Below are 14,747 nucleotides of genomic sequence, written 5' to 3' on the forward strand. Positions count from 1 at the left end.
GGACACGCTCAGTGAGATCGTGATGGAACAGCAATCTCGTCTTGCCTAGGCCCACCTCGGTTTCTGCGCCCGATCGACTACAGCGGGTAGCTGATCGTCGATCAGTGCGGAGGCCGGTCGGGGGACAGCCACGGCTCGGTTGGTCATTCGGCTCGGGGGACAATAACCGACGCGTTCCTCGTTGTGGACCCCGCGAATGGACTAGTCACACAGCCGTGACAAACCGGAAGTGAACAGGAATTAACCTGATCTCGTGAACGCCCGCGATCGTTTACCCGACTGCGGGCCGGAGCGCCTGTCGGCCGCTATTCCCGGACCTCGGCGGGCGGGGCCGGAACCCGGTGAGCGGAACGTTCCGGGACTCGGAACGGCCGGGCCGGGAGGCCGTACGGGCTTCTTCGTTGCGGATGACGCCGTCTGCGGCGGGTCGCGCAGGGGGCTTCACGCGCGGTTTGGACCGGTGCACGGTGCAGCGGGCTCAGCCGGTCGGCAGCGCAGTCTGGCGTGCCTTCGACCGCGGTGAGTGCAGCGGACGTCTCGGCGGGCACCCGCCAGTCCTGCCCGGACGGGTTCGGACCACCTCTCGGGTGACGCGGTCTCGCGGGCTCCGGCGGCGGACGGCCACACCGGGGTTCATTAACCTGGAGACCGTGATCCGGAAGCTTCTGCTCGTGCACGCGCACCCCGACGACGAGACCATCACGACCGGCGGTGCGATCGCCCGGTACGCCGCCGAGGGGGCCGAGGTTTCGGTCGTCACGTGCACCCTGGGCGAGGAGGGCGAGATCGTCCCGCCGCGGCTGGCGCTGCTGGCGGCGGACGCGGCTGACCAGCTCGGGGGGTACCGGTCGGGTGAGCTGGCGGCAGCGTGCGCGGCGCTGGGCGTCACGCGGCACGAGTACCTCGGCGGGATCGGGCGCTGGCGTGATTCGGGCATGGCCGGGACGCCGGCGGCGGAGCACCCGCGGGCGTTCGCCGCGGGTTCGGCCGAGGCGCAGGCCGCACAACTGGGTGAGCTGCTCGACGAGCTGCGGCCCCAGGTGGTGGTCACCTACGACTCCTTCGGCGGCTACGGGCACCCCGACCACATCCGCGCCCACGACATCACGATGGCCGCCGCGCCGCGCGCGAAGTCGGTGCAGCGCGTCTTCCACGTGGTGCACTCGCGGGCCGCGGTCGACGCCGGGCTCGCCGAGTTGCGAGACCACGGCTCACCCTTCCGGATACCGGCCGCGGCCGAGCTCCCGGGCACTCCGGATGAGAAGGTCACGACGGTGCTCGACATCGCGGCCCACCTGCCGGCGAAGTACGCGGGCCTGCGCGCCCACGAAACGCAACTGACCGTAGTAGAGGAGAAGGTGACCCACTTCGCGCTGACCAACGACGTCGCGCAGCCGATCCCGCCCGCCGAGTACTTCGTGCTCGCCCACGGGGACGCGGCCGGCGCGGAGACCGACTTGTTCGGCGGGCTGTGACGATGGCCGAGCCGCTCACGTCCGATCAACGCCTGATGCTGGGCGTGCTCAGCCTCGACGCCGTGCTGCTGGCCCTGCTCGAACTGTTCTTCCTCCCGTTGCGCGTCGGCACGCTCGGGCAGGTGCCGCTGCCGGTGACGGTGCTCGTCGGCGCCGTCGCCACGCCGTGGTTGGTGCTGACGGCCGCGAAGCTCGTGCGGCCCGGGCTGTCGTGGGTGCCGCTCGCCGTGTGGGCCGCTGTGATCTTCGTCGTCGGGCTGACCGGCCCGGGTGGTGATCTCGTCCTGATCCAGGACTGGCGCGCGATCCTGCTCCTCGGTGCCAGTGCGCTGCCCGCGGCGCTCGTGCTCGGCGGCGGGCTCGGCCGGGCGGCTGGTGCGAAGGGACGCCGACGTGGCTGAGGCCATTTCGGACCGGCACCTCGTGGCGGTGCTGCGCCCGTTCGTCCGCGCCTGCGCGCCGGTGCTCGACGCGCTGCGCGAAGCCGACCCGTTCGGCCTCCGCGCCCGCGCCGATCAGGAGAAGCTGGACGCCGGTGCGAAGAAGAAGGTGCTCGACGCGCTCACGTCGGTGAAGGTACCCGGCACCGCCGCGTGGGGTGCGATGGACATCGACCAGCGCGCGGGCTGGTGGATCAACCGCGTCGGCACGCTCACGGCGGCGCTGACCTCCATCCCCGGCCTCGGCGGCGCGCTCGCCGACCGGCTGCCGGTGCAGGACGCGCTCGGCGCCGCTTCGCAGGGGTTGCTGCTGTGCGCGATCGCCGGAGAGTACGGCGTGACCGACGTCGGCAGCCGCGTCCGGCTGATCGCGGCGGTGCTCTTCGATCGCGACGTCGACCCGGTGCTCGCCGGCGGCAAGAACGCCGACGAGTCCGCAGAGGACAGTGAAGCCGCGCGGCTCACCGAAGAGCTCACCGAGTCCGAGCGCACCCGCGGCAAGGTGACGGTGCGCGCCGTCGCCGGCACGCTGTGGCGGCTCGGCCGCTCGCTGCTGAGCCTCAGCGACGAACTCGAGAAGCGCCCGCGCGGCCGCTTCTACCACCGCGCGCTCGGGCTGGTGCCGGTCGTCGGCGCGGCGGGCGACTACTTCGGTGAGCGCTCCGGGCTCAAGGTCGTGTGGAAGCGCGCGCACGAGTGGCTCATGGCCAACTCGTTCTGGGCGCGCTAGCTGTACTGCTGGGGGAGGTTGCGATCGTGGTGACACGTGATCGGATGATTTTGGTGTGTGGGAGGGCCTGCGGGTTCGGGGTGGATTGCGGCATCTGCACCGACTGCCCTGGAGGCCTCGTGACCCACGCGAACGCACCCCTGACCCCGACCGGCCGACTGCGCCTGGCTCGCTGCGTGGTCGAGGACGGCTGGCCGTTGCGCCGGGCGGCCGAACGGTTCCCGGTGTCGACTTCCACCGCTGCCCGCTGGGCCGGCCGCTACCGTGACCTCGGCGAAGCCGGCATGGCCGACCGGTCCAGCCGCCCGCGCACCAGCCCGAACCACACCCCGTCCAGGACGGAACGGCGGGTCATCAAGGTCCGGGTCCTGCGCCGATGGGGACCGGCCCGAATCGCCGACCTGCTCACCCTCAACCCGTCCACGGTGCACCGGGTCCTGTCCCGCTACCGGCCGGCCCGGCCGGCGCATCTGGACCGGGCCACCGGCGCCCCGGGTCCGTCGCTACGAGCACCCCGCGCCCGGCGATCTGGTGCATGTCGATATCAAGAAGCTGGGCAACATCCCCGACGGCGGCGGCCACAAGGACCTCGGCCGCGCCGCCGGACGCCGCAACAGCGGTCAACGTGGCCACAGCTACGCCCACCTGCACAACGCCGTGGACAACCACTCCCGGCTGGCCTACAGCGAAATCCTGCCCGATGAGACCAAAGAAACCGCTGTCGCGTTCTGGACTCGGGCGCACGCGTTCTTCACCTCAGCCGGGATCACTATCCAGCGAGTCCTGACCGACATTCAAGCTGGGTGTGCGGCGTTGAGCCTGTCTCGTCGGCCGGCGGGAGGGATCGGGGTCGTCCGGCACCCGCCTGTGAACGTTGTTTGACCGAGTGGAGCGCTGCGCGACTCCTTGCCTGTTGACCATGCTGGCGGGCGGGGCCACTGCCGGAGTTCGAGATGCCCTGTTAGGAACCCGGTGACCATGTCCTGATCGAGGCGGATGTGGATCCCTGTTAGCGAATGTCTGGTGCGGCTCGGACTCCCACGGCGGTGCGGCGGCCGGATCCGAATTCACGCGAGCAAGGGAGCCGGCATTGATCGTTCGGATGGGCATCGACCTCGCGGTCCGCGCGCAGCACCAAGCCAGCATGGCCGACGAGCAGGGACGCGTGCTCTGGTCCGGGCACCGTTTCCGCACCCGCAGCGAGGAACTGGATCGGTTGTGGGCACGGCTGCCCGACGGCGTCACGGCTGCGGAGGTGACGGTCGTGATGGAGCCGACCCGCAACGCGTGGGTTCCGTTGGCCGCGTGGTTTCGCCGACGGGGCGCGACGGTGGTGCTGGTGTCCGCAGAGCGGTCGGCGGATCTGCGCGCCTACTACGCCAAACACACCAAGAGCGACCGGATGGACTCGGTCCTGCTGGCCCGGCTGCCGTTGCTGCACCCCGAAGGACTCCATCCCGAGCGGGGCACGGGGCCGGGCGATCCGCTGCGGCGCGCGACGAAACTGCACTCCACGCTGGTCCAGCGCCGCACCGCCGGCCTCGCCCGGCTCGATGCGCTGCTGGAGATCCTGGGACCGGACTGGCATGCCGCCCTCAGCGGCGATCTGGCGAACAAGACTCCGCTGCGGTTCCTCGCCGCCGGCTACGCCGACCCACACGCCGTCCGTCGCCTCGGCCGTGCGCGGTTGGCCCGATTCTTCTACCGGCACTCCCGCGGCGCCTGGGGCGACCCGGAAGCCGACAGGGTCCTGGCCGCAGCCGCCGCGACCACCGAATTGTGGGGCGAGGAACTGGCCTTTGCCGAGCTGGCCGACGACATCGCCGTCGAAGCCCGCCTCGCGCTGGCGATCACCGATGAAATCAAAGATGTCGACGAACGTATCGCCGTCCTGGTCGCCGAACGTGACCCCGAAGGGCTCATCACCTCCGCGCCCGGCGTCGGACCCGTGACCGGGGCAGTCATTCTCGGACGGCTCGGCAACGTCAACCGGTTCTCGTCCTTGGCAGCAGTCCGCGGTTTCAGCGGCCTTATTCCGTCGCTGAACGCGTCCGGCGTCTCCGGCAGCCACGGCGGCCCGACCAAACGCGGCGACGCCCTGCTCCGCGAAGCATTGTTCATGGCCGCCAGCCAGGCGCGCCGCCACGACCCCACCTTGGCCGCGAAGTATCACCGGCTGATGGTCGAAGCCGGCAAGCACCACAACTCTGCGCTCTGCCACATCGCAACCACCCTGCTGACCCGCATCGCATCATGCTGGAAAAACCACACGCCCTACCAGCTGCGCGACGTCAACGGCACACCCGTCACCGCGATCCAAGCCGGCGACATCATCGCCCAGCGATACACCGTTCCGGAAGACATTCGCCGATCACACAGGACAACCGGAGTGGGGACGGGCCAGCGAAACAAGAAGTCGCCAAGCGCTCCATCGACCGGCCCGTCCAACACCCACGCTAAACCCCACCAAGCGGCTTGACATCCCTTAGGAACGCAACGGCTCCTGCTACCGCTCACACCTGCGGCGCGACACGCTGCGCGACGCGGAGATCATCCACAAACGCACCCGGGCCCTGCCGACCGCAGACCAACGGCAAAGTGTGTGAAGACTGGTGCTGGCGCTGCATCGGGCCCGGTCTGACCCCGGTCGAAGTATGACCATGGTGTCCTACGTTCGATGTGTCGACTGGTTCTGGTGCAGCGTCGTGCGGGCACCGGCCAGACGGATCTGACCTGATAGGCGCTTGGATCAGAAGCCCCGTCACAGACCTGTCGCTTCGCCCGGCCGGTTCGCCCATCCGCCAGAGTTGGCCTCACGGAGGAGCGAGCACCAGTATGACAACTTCAGCCGGGACAGGCGCCGTGATTGGTGGCGTTGACACGCACAAGTGCACGCACTACGCCGCCGCGATTGATGACCATGGTCGTTTTCTGGGCCACCAGGAGTTCCCAGCCCACCGACGCCGGCTACCAGGCGCTGCGCAGCTGGATGCACAGGCACGGACGGGTCGAGGCGATCGGTGTTGAGAGCATCGGATCCTTCGGCGCGACCTTGACCCGGGCGCTGACCGAGGCCGGTGAGCGTGTCATCGAGGTGAACCGGCCGAACCGGATGGCCCGCCGCATGGACGGCAAGTCCGACCGTCTCGATGCCGAACAGATCGCCCGAGCGGTCCTGGGTCAAACCTCGACGGCCACCCCGAAAGCCAAGTCCGGTGTCGTGGAGGTGGTCAGGATGCTGCGCGTCACCCGGGCCGGCGCGGTCAAGGCCCGCACGCAGGCGTTCAACACCCTCTGGGGCGTGATGATCGGGGCGCCCTCGCCGCTGCGAGACGAACTGGTGGCCCTGAGCAAGCGCACCCTGGTCAACCGATGCCTGCAGCTGCGGCCGGAAACCGACGACTTCCTGGCGTTGCGCGGTGAGGCCGGCCGACTGCTCATGGCCGGGGTGAAGACCTCTCTGCGCGAGCTGGCCCACCGCTGGAAGATGCTCGACGAGGAGATCAAGGGCCTCAACGAGAAGATCGACGCGCTGGTTCGCGCGACGGCGCCAGATCTCGTGGCATTACACGGTGTCGGCATCGAGATCGCGGGCCAGTTCCTGGTGACCGCCGGCGACAACGCCGACCGCATTCGCAACGAGGCCGCCTTCGCCAAGCTCTGCGGGGTTGCACCACAACCCGCCAGCAGCGGCCGCACCACCGGCCGCCACCGCCTCAGCCGCAGCGGAGACCGCGCCGCCAACAGCTCGCTCTACATCATCACCATCGTCCGCATGCGTCGCCACCAGCCCACCCGCGACTACGTCGACCGCCGCACCGCCGAAACGCTGAGCAAACGCGAGATCATCCGCTGCCTCAAGCGCTACATCGCCCGCGAGATCTACGCCAACCTTCCGCGATCGGCGACGGTCGTCCCGGAACCGGCCCTCCCAAACCCGGCTTGACAAACATAGGAGCATCGAACGCTTCAACCGCACCTTGCACGAGGAGTGGGCCTACGCCCAGCCCTACCGCACCGACACCGAACGCCGACAAGCCCTCCCAGGCTGGCTACACACCTACAACCACCACCGCGGACACACCGCACTCGCCGCCCAACCACCCGCCAGCCGCGTCCCCAACCTCGGCAGTACAGCTAGCGCGTCACCGCCAGAACAGGAACGCCGCTTGCCCGATCTGGGCCGCGACGCTGCTGCCGCCGAGTGCGTCGAAGATCAGGCCCGCGACGTACCAGAGCGCGTCGGCGAACGGGCGGAACGCGAAGAACAACGCGAAGAGCACGAGCGGTGCCCACGGCCGCACGCGAGCGCCGAACACGCGCGCCTGCGGTGAAAGGTACGGCTCGAGCGCGCCCCAGCCGTCGAGGCCGGGGATGGGCAGGATGTTCAGCAGGAAGGTCATCACCTGCAGCAGTGCCAGGTAGGACAGTCCGTAGAACAGGCCCGCCGCCATCGGCACGGTCGCCGCGATGAGGCACAGCGCGGCGCCGACGGCGAGGTTCGACAGCGGGCCGGCGAGCGACACCCACGACGAAGTCGCGCGGCTGCGCAACGCGCCCCGGTTGATCCACACCGCACCGCCAGGCAGCGGGATGCCGCCGATGAGGAGGAAGATCAGCGGCAACAGGATCGACAGGACGGGGTCGGTGTAGCGCCGGACATCGAGGGAGAGGTAGCCCTTCTGAGCTACCCCGGCGTCGCCGCCGCGGTAGGCGACGAACGCGTGCCCGAACTCGTGCAGCGTCAGCGAAGCGATCCAGCCACCCGCCACGAGGAGTACGACGCCGGTGGTGAAGAGCGGGTCCCGGTCGCCCAGGAGAGTCGAGGAATCACCATATGCCGCGAGGAAACCTCCGAGGACGGCGACTGCGAGGATGCCGATGAAGACCGGGCTGGGCCGCACTGCTGATCTCTGCACGCCACCAGTCTTCCGTATGCCCGGTGTGAAGTCTTCGGCGTGTCCCCTTGCGCGATCGGCCCGAGGTATCCCCCGAACTCGCTACTCCGCTTGACCTGACCGCACTACACGGGTGTAATCACAGTGATGTCATTCGCTGTCGAGAGGGGACAGCGGATGTCGTTTCACCACCGCCAGCCTGGGGAGTGCGTAGGAGCGAGGAGGCGGACGTGCGGTTGGAAGCAGAAGGCTCGAGGGCCGAAAACAGGGAGTGGGGGCACGTCGTGGGGTGGGGCGAGAACCCTGAGCAGCAGCTGGGGGATCTGACCGACCTCTTCGACGTCCCCGAGGAAGAGCAGGACTGGCAGGAGCGCGCCCTGTGCGCGCAGACGGACCCCGAGGCGTTCTTCCCCGAGAAGGGCGGCTCGACCCGCGAAGCCAAGCGCATCTGCCTCGGCTGCGAGGTCAAGGACGAGTGCCTCGAGTACGCCTTGGCGCACGACGAGCGCTTCGGCATCTGGGGCGGCCTGTCCGAACGGGAACGGCGAAAGCTGAAGAAGCGCGCGGTATAGCGAGGGGCGAGGTGTGTCCGCGGAAAGCGCGGACCATCTCGCTATCCCGGTGTTCTGTGGGGTTGCAAGCCCCAGGCTCCGCCCGGGGGCACGCCCCCGGACCCCCCGCGTGTGGTCGCCTTGGTGAGGCGTGTCGCGTGGCGTTGTGGTGTCGTTGCCCTGCGGGCAACCTGCAGGAAGCAATCGAGGTGCCCGCCCGGACCTCGTCACGTGGTCGTCCGGGGCAGGTTTGAGGTACCAGTTTTTCAACGGTGGTTCCCGGATACGGCGACGGTAGCGCTGCGTTCTTGGGCCGCTGCGTGCGTTGCCGCGAGTGGGGTCGGGGCGCCGAGCTCGGTGGGGTTTCTGGCGTTTCTGGGGACGCGGCGCTGGTAGCGCGTCTGCGGAGTGCTTCGTGGGTTGCCGCGGTGGGGGTTCGGTTCTGGCGTGGCTCGGCGATGTGGGGCTCCTGAAACGATTGAGGCGCGGGAGTCCAGCGCGGCGCGTGGGTGTGCTGTGCGTGGTGTTTCGGGTGGGCGTGCGGTGGGTATCAGGTCGGCACCCCAGGTGTGGCGTGTGGTCGAGGTGTGAGGAATCCCTGCCGTGGCAGGCGGTTTCGTGGTGGGCAAACGCCGGGCGGCGCTGGCGGGCCGCCCGGCGGGTGTCGCATGTGGTCGGTCGAGGAGGGAGTCCCGAGGAGTGGACGGCGTTCCGCCCGGTGTGGCGCAAACGTCACTGTGATCAGGTTCGCGGAACGGGGCGCGCGAGACGGCGGAAAGCGCTGCGTGGGTCCGCCGGCGCGGGCCGGGCCGAACCCGTAGGGTGACCGCACCCGCCCGCAGCCTGACCAAGCCCGACCAGGAGTGGTTGTTGACCCGCACCGTCGCTCCGTCCGCCGTGAGGACGCTGCCCGTTCTGGCCATTGTGGTCTGTCACGACGGCGAAGAGTGGCTGCCGCTCGCCCTTTCTTCCTTGCGGCGCAGCACGATCCGGCCTCGCCACGTGCTGGCGGTCGACACCGGCTCCACCGACCGGACGGCCAAGCTGCTCGCCGAGGCCGCCGAACCCGGCGGCGTCGCGGCGGGACCTGACGCGCAGCCGGTGCTGTCCGGCGCCCTCACTCTATCGAGTGAAACCGGCTTCGCGGCGGCGATCGCGGCGGCCGTGGACCACGCCGTCGAGCGGTGGGGCGACCCCGGGTCGTGGCTGTGGCTGCTGCACGACGACTGCGCACCCGAACCCGACTGCCTCGAACAGCTCCTGCACGCCGCCGACGAGAACGCGTCGGCGAAGGTGCTCGGGCCACTCGGGCTCGACTGGGCCGAGCCGCGGCTGATCGTGGAGGCGGGGCTGTCCACGGACGCCTCCGGGCACCGTCAGCAGATGGCTGCGCCGGGTGACGAGCCGAGCGAGGTCCTCGCCGTGTCGAGCGCGGGATCGTTGGTACAGCGGGAACTCTGGACCGAGCTCGGCGGCTTCGACCCCGAATTCGCCTTGCTGCGCGAAGATCTCGATTTCGGCTGGCGCGCGAACGCCGCCGGTGCCCTCGTGCTGTCGGTGCCCGCTGCGCGCGTGCGCCACGCCCGCGCGCTCTCCACCGGCCACCGCGCGCCCGACGCGGCCGGCCGTTCGCTCGCCGCCGTCAACCGGTCCCACGGGCTGCGCGTGTTCCTCGTGAACTGCTCGGCGTCCTCGTTCTGGTTCGGGCTCGTGCGGCTGCCAGTGCTCCTGCTGCTGCGGGCATTCGTCTTCGTCGTCCTCCGGCGCACGAGCGAAGCCCGCGCCGAGCTGTCCGCGCTCCGGTATCTCACGAGCGGCCGCGGTCACCTCCGGAAAGCCCGCGCGGCACGGCGGCAGCGGCCCCGTCCCGGCACCGTGAAGGGGCTTTTCGTCGGCCGCCTCGCGCGGCTGCGCAACGCCGTGCGCGCCGGCGTCGTCGGGCTCGTGCGCCGCGGCGTGGAACGCGACGTCGCCCTCGGCACCGTGCCCGAAGGCGTCACGGACGAGCCCGCCTGGATCCCGCCCGAAGCGCTGGGTGCCGCGAACCGCCCGCCCGTCGGACCGGAAGCGCTGCCCGCCGGTGCCCTGCGCGGCCTCAGCTCCCGCGGCTCCGGCCTGCGGCGGCCGGGCACGGTCGTCGCCGTCACGGTGCCGGCAGCACCAGGAGTCACGGTGCCGGCGGCGCCTGGAGCCACGGGGCCGAAAGCATCCGAAACCGAAGCGCCAGCAGGAGAAACCAGCCCGGACGGTCCCACCGAGACTCCGCGGCCCGCGCCCGCACCACGCCCGTCGCCCGCGCGCGACCCCGGCCTGGTGTTCGTCGAGGTCAACCGCCGCCGCGTGCTGGGCGCGACGGTGTTCGCGCCGCCCGTGGTGCTGACGGTCCTGCTCACCGCGCTCGCGTTCGCCGTCAACCGCGCCCGTCTCGGCCTCGACCTCTCCGGCGGCACGCTGCTGCCCGTCGGCGGGCTCGGACAGGTCTGGTCCACGTACCTTTCGCCGTGGCACGCGGTTTCCGGCGGCACCGGCGCGCCCGCGCCGGCGACGCTGCCCGTGCTCGGCTCCCTCGGCGCGATCTTCACGCCTCTCGGCGGTCCCGCCGCACTCGTGGCGATCCTGCTCATCGGTGACGTCCCACTGGCGTTTCTCAGCGCGTACGCGGCCACGCGCAAGCTGCCCGTGCGCCGGTGGGTCCGCGCGATCGTCGCGGCGACGTACGCGCTACTGCCCGCCGCCACCGCTTCGGTCGCGCAGGGCCGCCTCGACGTCGTGGTGGTCCACCTCGTGCTGCCGCTCGTCGTCGCCGGGATCGCGCGGCTGCTCACGCGCCCGGGCACGCGGTGGCTGCACGTGTCGGCGCTGTCGGCGTTCGGCGTCGCGCTGCTCGGCGCGTTCTCCCCGCTCGCGCACGCCCTCGCGCTCCTCGGCCTGCTTGTCGGCTTCGTGGTGCTGCCCGCGCCGACGGGGCTCGGGCGGCGCGCGGCGTCGGTCGGGATCGTGGTGATCCTTCCGCTCGTGCTGCTCCTGCCGTGGCCGACGGTGCTGCTCGCACACCCCGACCTGCTGCTGCACGGCCTCGGCGGGCCGGCGGCGCCCGTTTCCGGTGCCAACCTGTCGGGGCTCACGCCGGGCGGGCCCGGCGCGTGGCCGATCGGCGTCGCGGTGCTGGCGGCCACGCTCGTCGCGCTCGTCGTGCGGCCGACGAAACAGGTGGCCGGCGGGCTCGCGCTCGCGGTGCTCGGCGTCGCCGGTGTGGTGCTCGTGCGCCAGTTCCCGGTCGCCCCGATGCAGGGCGGCGCGCCCGCGCCGGGGTATACCGGGGTGCCGCTGCTGGTCGTCGGCGCGGGCCTGCTGTGGGCCGTGCTCGCGACCTGGCGACGCGGCGGTTCGGCGAGCGTGCCGGCGCCGTGGCTGCCGAAGGTCGCCGGCGTGGCCGGAGTCGTCGTGCTGGCGGCACTCGCCGCGAGCGCGGTCGGCACCGGCGCCGAAGGCCCGCTCACCGCGCACCCGCGGCCGGCGCTCGCGCCGGAGGTGGCCGCCGACGTCGCCGCCTCCGGGCGCGCCGTGCTCGACCTGACCGAGCCACAGCCCCGCCAGACCGGCGGCCGGCTCGCGCTCTACGGCGACGACCAGCTCGCGCCGGCTCCGGGCACCACCCAGCGGCTCGCCGGCTGGCGCACCGCGCTGCTGACGGGCGACGCGAACGCCGTCAAGGCCGCCGTCGCGGCCGCCGCGATCTCCGGCGTCGAGTACGTCGTGCTCCCACCCGGCAGCAACGCGCAGGCGCTCGGTCAGCTCGCCGAGGGCCTGGTCGCCGTCGCCGCCCCGATGTCCGACGGCCGTCCCGTCGTGCGGTTGCTGCCCAAGGCCGGTGAGGTCACGCTGATCTCGCCCGAGCTGGCCAAGGCGGCTGTGACCGGTGGCGGCGCCCCCGGCGCGGCGCCCGGTGTCTCACCCGTCGACGCGCAGCTGCCCGACGTCCGCGTCCGCGCCTCCGCCGGCCCCACGGGCCGGCTGCTCGTGTTGGCGGCCGAGCAGGAGGCGGGGTGGCAGGCGAGCGTGAACGGCAAGGCCGTGCCGATCGTGCCCGCGTGGGGGCACCAGGTCGCGGTGTCGATCCCGGCGGCGTCCTCGGAGGTCTCGCTCGCGTTCCCGGGCACCGAACGCAGCCTGCTGCTGCTCGTGCAGCTCGCCGCGGTCCTGTTCACGGCCCTGACGGCGATCCCGTCCCGGCGGCAGCTCGCGAAGCCGGCCGGTCGCGCTGAAGCGACAGGGGTCCGGCCCGGGCGCGCTCACTCGCCGTCGATCACGTCCGGTTCGACGCCGAGGTAACCCGCGACCTGCTCCACCAGCACGTCGTGCACGAGCTCGGCCAGCTCCGACGGGTCCTTCGCCCGCGCCTCGAGCGGCCGCCGGTACAGCACGATCCGCGCGCGCGTGGGCAGACCGGCCCGGTCGACCCCGGCGGGGACCAGCCGCGACAGGGGGACGGCCCCGTCGTGGAGCACGCCCTCGGCCGGCGTGCGGCCGTCGGGGCGGACTTCGGGCACCTCGTCGACCGCGACGTCCAGCTTGGTCAGCTCGTGGCGCCAGCGGGCCTCGATGGGCTCGAGCGCGTCGAGCACCAGCGCGTCGAACTTCTCGGCGCGGCTCGAGGCGGCGGGCAGGGACGCCGGGTAGAGCGGTCCGCGCAGGCCGCGGCCGTGCCGGTCCCTCCGCAGTCGCTGCCGTTGTCGGTAGTCACGAGCCGTCGCCACCGCGCAAGTCTATGCGGTCGCCGGGGCCACGCGCGTGTCGCCGGTGCCCCCTTGCGGTGACGCGCTATCGTTCTGGATCGTGCGGAGCGTACGGAAATGTTCGCGGACCGGGTGTCCTGAGCCCGCTGTCGCCACGCTCACGTATGCGTACAGCGATTCGACCGCCGTCGTCGGTCCGCTCGCCACCGCGTCCGAGCCCCACTCGTACGACCTGTGCGAGGCCCACGCGCTTCGGCTGACCGTGCCGAAGGGCTGGGAGGTCGTGCGCCACGAGGGCACGTTCGCGACCCCCGAGCAGTCGGCCGACGAGCTGACCGCGCTGGCCGAGGCCGTCCGCGAGGCGGGGCGCTCCGACCGGCCGGCACCGCCGCCGGAGCCGGAGGGCCCGTCGGGCAGGCGCGGCCACCTCCGCGTGCTCCCCGGGCGCGCCTGAACCCCGCTCCCGCCGGTAGGCTTTCTGCGCGGCGCGGTCGGCGCCGTGGACGAGAAACGGACGGCGGGGAGACGGCGTGCCAGATCTTTCGGGCATCGTGAAGGCCTACGACATCCGCGGTGTGGTCGGCGAACAGCTCGACGCGGCGCTGGTGCGCGATTTCGGGGCCGCGTTCGCGCTGCTCATCAAGACCGAGTCGCCGTCGGTGGTGATCGGGCACGACATGCGCGACTCGTCGCCGGGACTCGCGGCCGCGTTCGCCGAGGGCGTGACGTCGCAGGGCCTTGACGTGGTGTCCATCGGCCTGTGCAGCACCGACGAGCTGTACTTCGCGTCGGGCTCGCTGAACATGCCGGGCGCGATGTTCACCGCGAGCCACAACCCCGCGAAGTACAACGGCATCAAGATGTGTCGCTCGGGCGCCAGCCCGGTCGGGCAGGACACGGGCCTGTCGGAGATCCGCGACACCGTCGAGCAGGGCGTGCCCGCGTTCGAGGGCAAGGCCGGCACCGTGACCGAGCGCGACGTCCTGGGTGACTACGCCGCCTACCTGCGGCGACTCGTCGACCTCACCCACTCGCGCCCGCTGAAGGTCGTGGTCGACGCCGGCAACGGCATGGGCGGGCACACCGTCCCGACGGTTTTCGCGGGCCTGCCGATCGAGATCGTGCCGATGTACTTCGAGCTCGACGGCACCTTCCCGAACCACGAGGCCAACCCGCTCGACCCGAAGAACATCGTCGACCTGCAGGCCAAGGTCCGCGAGGTCGGCGCCGACGCCGGCCTGGCGTTCGACGGCGACGCCGACCGCTGCTTCGTGGTCGACGAGCGCGGCGAGCCCGTTTCGCCGAGCGCGATCACAGCACTCGTGGCCGTGCGCGAGCTGGCCAAGGAGCCGGGCGGCACGGTCATCCACAACCTGATCACGTCGAAGGGCGTGCCGGAGATCGTCGCCGAGCACGGCGGCAAGCCGGTGCGCACCCGCGTGGGCCACTCGTTCATCAAGGCCGAGATGGCGCGCACCGGCGCGATCTTCGGCGGCGAGCACTCCGCGCACTACTACTTCCGCGACTTCTGGCGCGCCGACACCGGCATGCTGGCCGCGCTGCACGTGCTGGCGGCCCTGGGCGAGCAGGACGGCCCGCTGTCCGCGCTCACGCAGGACTTCTCGCGCTACGCTGCCTCCGGAGAGATCAACTCGACGGTGTCCGACCAGGTCGCGCGGATGCTCGCGGTGAAGGACGCGTACGCGGGCAAGCCGGGTGTCGAGATCGACGAGCTCGACGGCCTGACCGTGCAGCTCCCCGGCGGCGCGTGGTTCAACTTGCGCCCGTCCAACACCGAGCCGCTGCTGCGGCTCAACGTGGAGGCCGCCGACCGCGCCGCGGCCGAGGCGCTGACCGACGATGTTCTGGCAATTGTCCGAGCCTGAGCCGGGCAGGCCGGCGGCACTTTCCGAACCG

11 protein-coding genes and 2 pseudogenes are annotated in these 14,747 nt (G+C 71.4%); 11 read left to right on the forward strand and 2 right to left on the reverse strand.

The window, feature by feature from the left end:
- Positions 1-650: 650 nt before the first annotated feature.
- The 7 genes and pseudogenes from mshB to I6J71_RS04440 form a co-directional block, all read left to right on the forward strand.
- Positions 651-1,475 (forward strand): N-acetyl-1-D-myo-inositol-2-amino-2-deoxy-alpha-D-glucopyranoside deacetylase, encoded by an 825-nt coding sequence (gene mshB / locus I6J71_RS04410; RefSeq protein ID WP_239154425.1) that lies wholly within the window; start codon positions 651-653, stop codon positions 1,473-1,475.
- Positions 1,472-1,876: a hypothetical protein gene (locus tag I6J71_RS04415; protein ID WP_204093555.1), complete on the forward strand. Its 405-nt coding sequence runs from the start codon at positions 1,472-1,474 to the stop codon at positions 1,874-1,876. The genes mshB and I6J71_RS04415 overlap by 4 nt, the downstream gene beginning before the upstream one ends.
- On the forward strand, positions 1,869-2,645 hold the full coding sequence (locus I6J71_RS04420; RefSeq protein ID WP_204093556.1) for a hypothetical protein: 777 nt from the start codon (positions 1,869-1,871) through the stop codon (positions 2,643-2,645). The genes I6J71_RS04415 and I6J71_RS04420 overlap by 8 nt, the downstream gene beginning before the upstream one ends.
- A 119-nt stretch (positions 2,646-2,764) precedes the next feature.
- Positions 2,765-3,437: pseudogene (locus I6J71_RS04425) on the forward strand (leucine zipper domain-containing protein); the annotation flags it as partial.
- Between the two features lie 310 nt (positions 3,438-3,747).
- On the forward strand, positions 3,748-5,124 hold the full coding sequence (locus I6J71_RS04430; RefSeq protein ID WP_204090148.1) for an IS110 family transposase: 1,377 nt from the start codon (positions 3,748-3,750) through the stop codon (positions 5,122-5,124).
- Between the two features lie 510 nt (positions 5,125-5,634).
- Positions 5,635-6,591 (forward strand): IS110 family transposase, encoded by a 957-nt coding sequence (locus I6J71_RS04435; protein WP_370542194.1) that lies wholly within the window; start codon positions 5,635-5,637, stop codon positions 6,589-6,591.
- Positions 6,563-6,772: pseudogene (locus I6J71_RS04440) on the forward strand (integrase core domain-containing protein); the annotation flags it as partial. The gene I6J71_RS04435 and the pseudogene I6J71_RS04440, both read left to right, overlap by 29 nt.
- Before the next feature lie 18 nt (positions 6,773-6,790).
- On the opposite strand, the gene I6J71_RS04445 reads toward I6J71_RS04440, so the two are convergent.
- The gene (locus I6J71_RS04445) at positions 6,791-7,549 is read right to left on the reverse strand and encodes a site-2 protease family protein (RefSeq protein WP_204096867.1); all 759 of its coding nucleotides are present in this window, start codon (positions 7,547-7,549) and stop codon (positions 6,791-6,793) included.
- Between the two features lie 224 nt (positions 7,550-7,773).
- Between I6J71_RS04445 and I6J71_RS04450 the strand changes: the two genes are divergently transcribed.
- Together I6J71_RS04450 and I6J71_RS04455 are read left to right on the forward strand one after the other, a co-directional pair.
- The gene (locus tag I6J71_RS04450; protein ID WP_370542077.1) at positions 7,774-8,115 is read left to right on the forward strand and encodes a WhiB family transcriptional regulator; all 342 of its coding nucleotides are present in this window, start codon (positions 7,774-7,776) and stop codon (positions 8,113-8,115) included.
- A gap of 849 nt (positions 8,116-8,964) precedes the next feature.
- Positions 8,965-12,426 carry a glycosyltransferase family 2 protein gene (locus I6J71_RS04455; protein WP_204096869.1) on the forward strand — a complete coding sequence of 1,154 codons (3,462 nt, stop codon included), beginning with the start codon at positions 8,965-8,967 and terminating at the stop codon, positions 12,424-12,426.
- Here the strand turns inward: I6J71_RS04455 and I6J71_RS04460 are convergent.
- The gene (locus tag I6J71_RS04460) at positions 12,387-12,851 is read right to left on the reverse strand and encodes a metallopeptidase family protein (protein ID WP_204093558.1); all 465 of its coding nucleotides are present in this window, start codon (positions 12,849-12,851) and stop codon (positions 12,387-12,389) included. The genes I6J71_RS04455 and I6J71_RS04460 overlap by 40 nt on opposite strands.
- 79 nt (positions 12,852-12,930) lie before the next feature.
- Between I6J71_RS04460 and I6J71_RS04465 the strand changes: the two genes are divergently transcribed.
- Both I6J71_RS04465 and I6J71_RS04470 read left to right on the forward strand, forming a co-directional pair.
- Entirely contained in the window at positions 12,931-13,284 is a 354-nt protein-coding gene (locus I6J71_RS04465; RefSeq protein WP_204093559.1) for a DUF3499 domain-containing protein, read from the forward strand.
- A 76-nt stretch (positions 13,285-13,360) separates the two neighbouring features.
- Complete coding sequence (locus I6J71_RS04470; RefSeq protein ID WP_204093560.1) at positions 13,361-14,716, forward strand: phosphomannomutase/phosphoglucomutase; 1,356 nt, start codon at positions 13,361-13,363, stop codon at positions 14,714-14,716.
- Positions 14,717-14,747 lie beyond the last annotated feature (31 nt).

Source organism: Amycolatopsis sp. FDAARGOS 1241, from assembly GCF_016889705.1.
Lineage (GTDB): Bacteria > Actinomycetota > Actinomycetes > Mycobacteriales > Pseudonocardiaceae > Amycolatopsis.

Excerpts from the sequence above, each read along its gene's own strand:
- I6J71_RS04430 (WP_204090148.1), top strand. The coding sequence starts at position 3,748 with ATGGGCATCGACCTCGCGGTCCGCGCGCAGCACCAAGCCAGCATGGCC.
- I6J71_RS04435 (WP_370542194.1), top strand. The coding sequence starts at position 5,635 with ATGCACAGGCACGGACGGGTCGAGGCGATCGGTGTTGAGAGCATCGGA.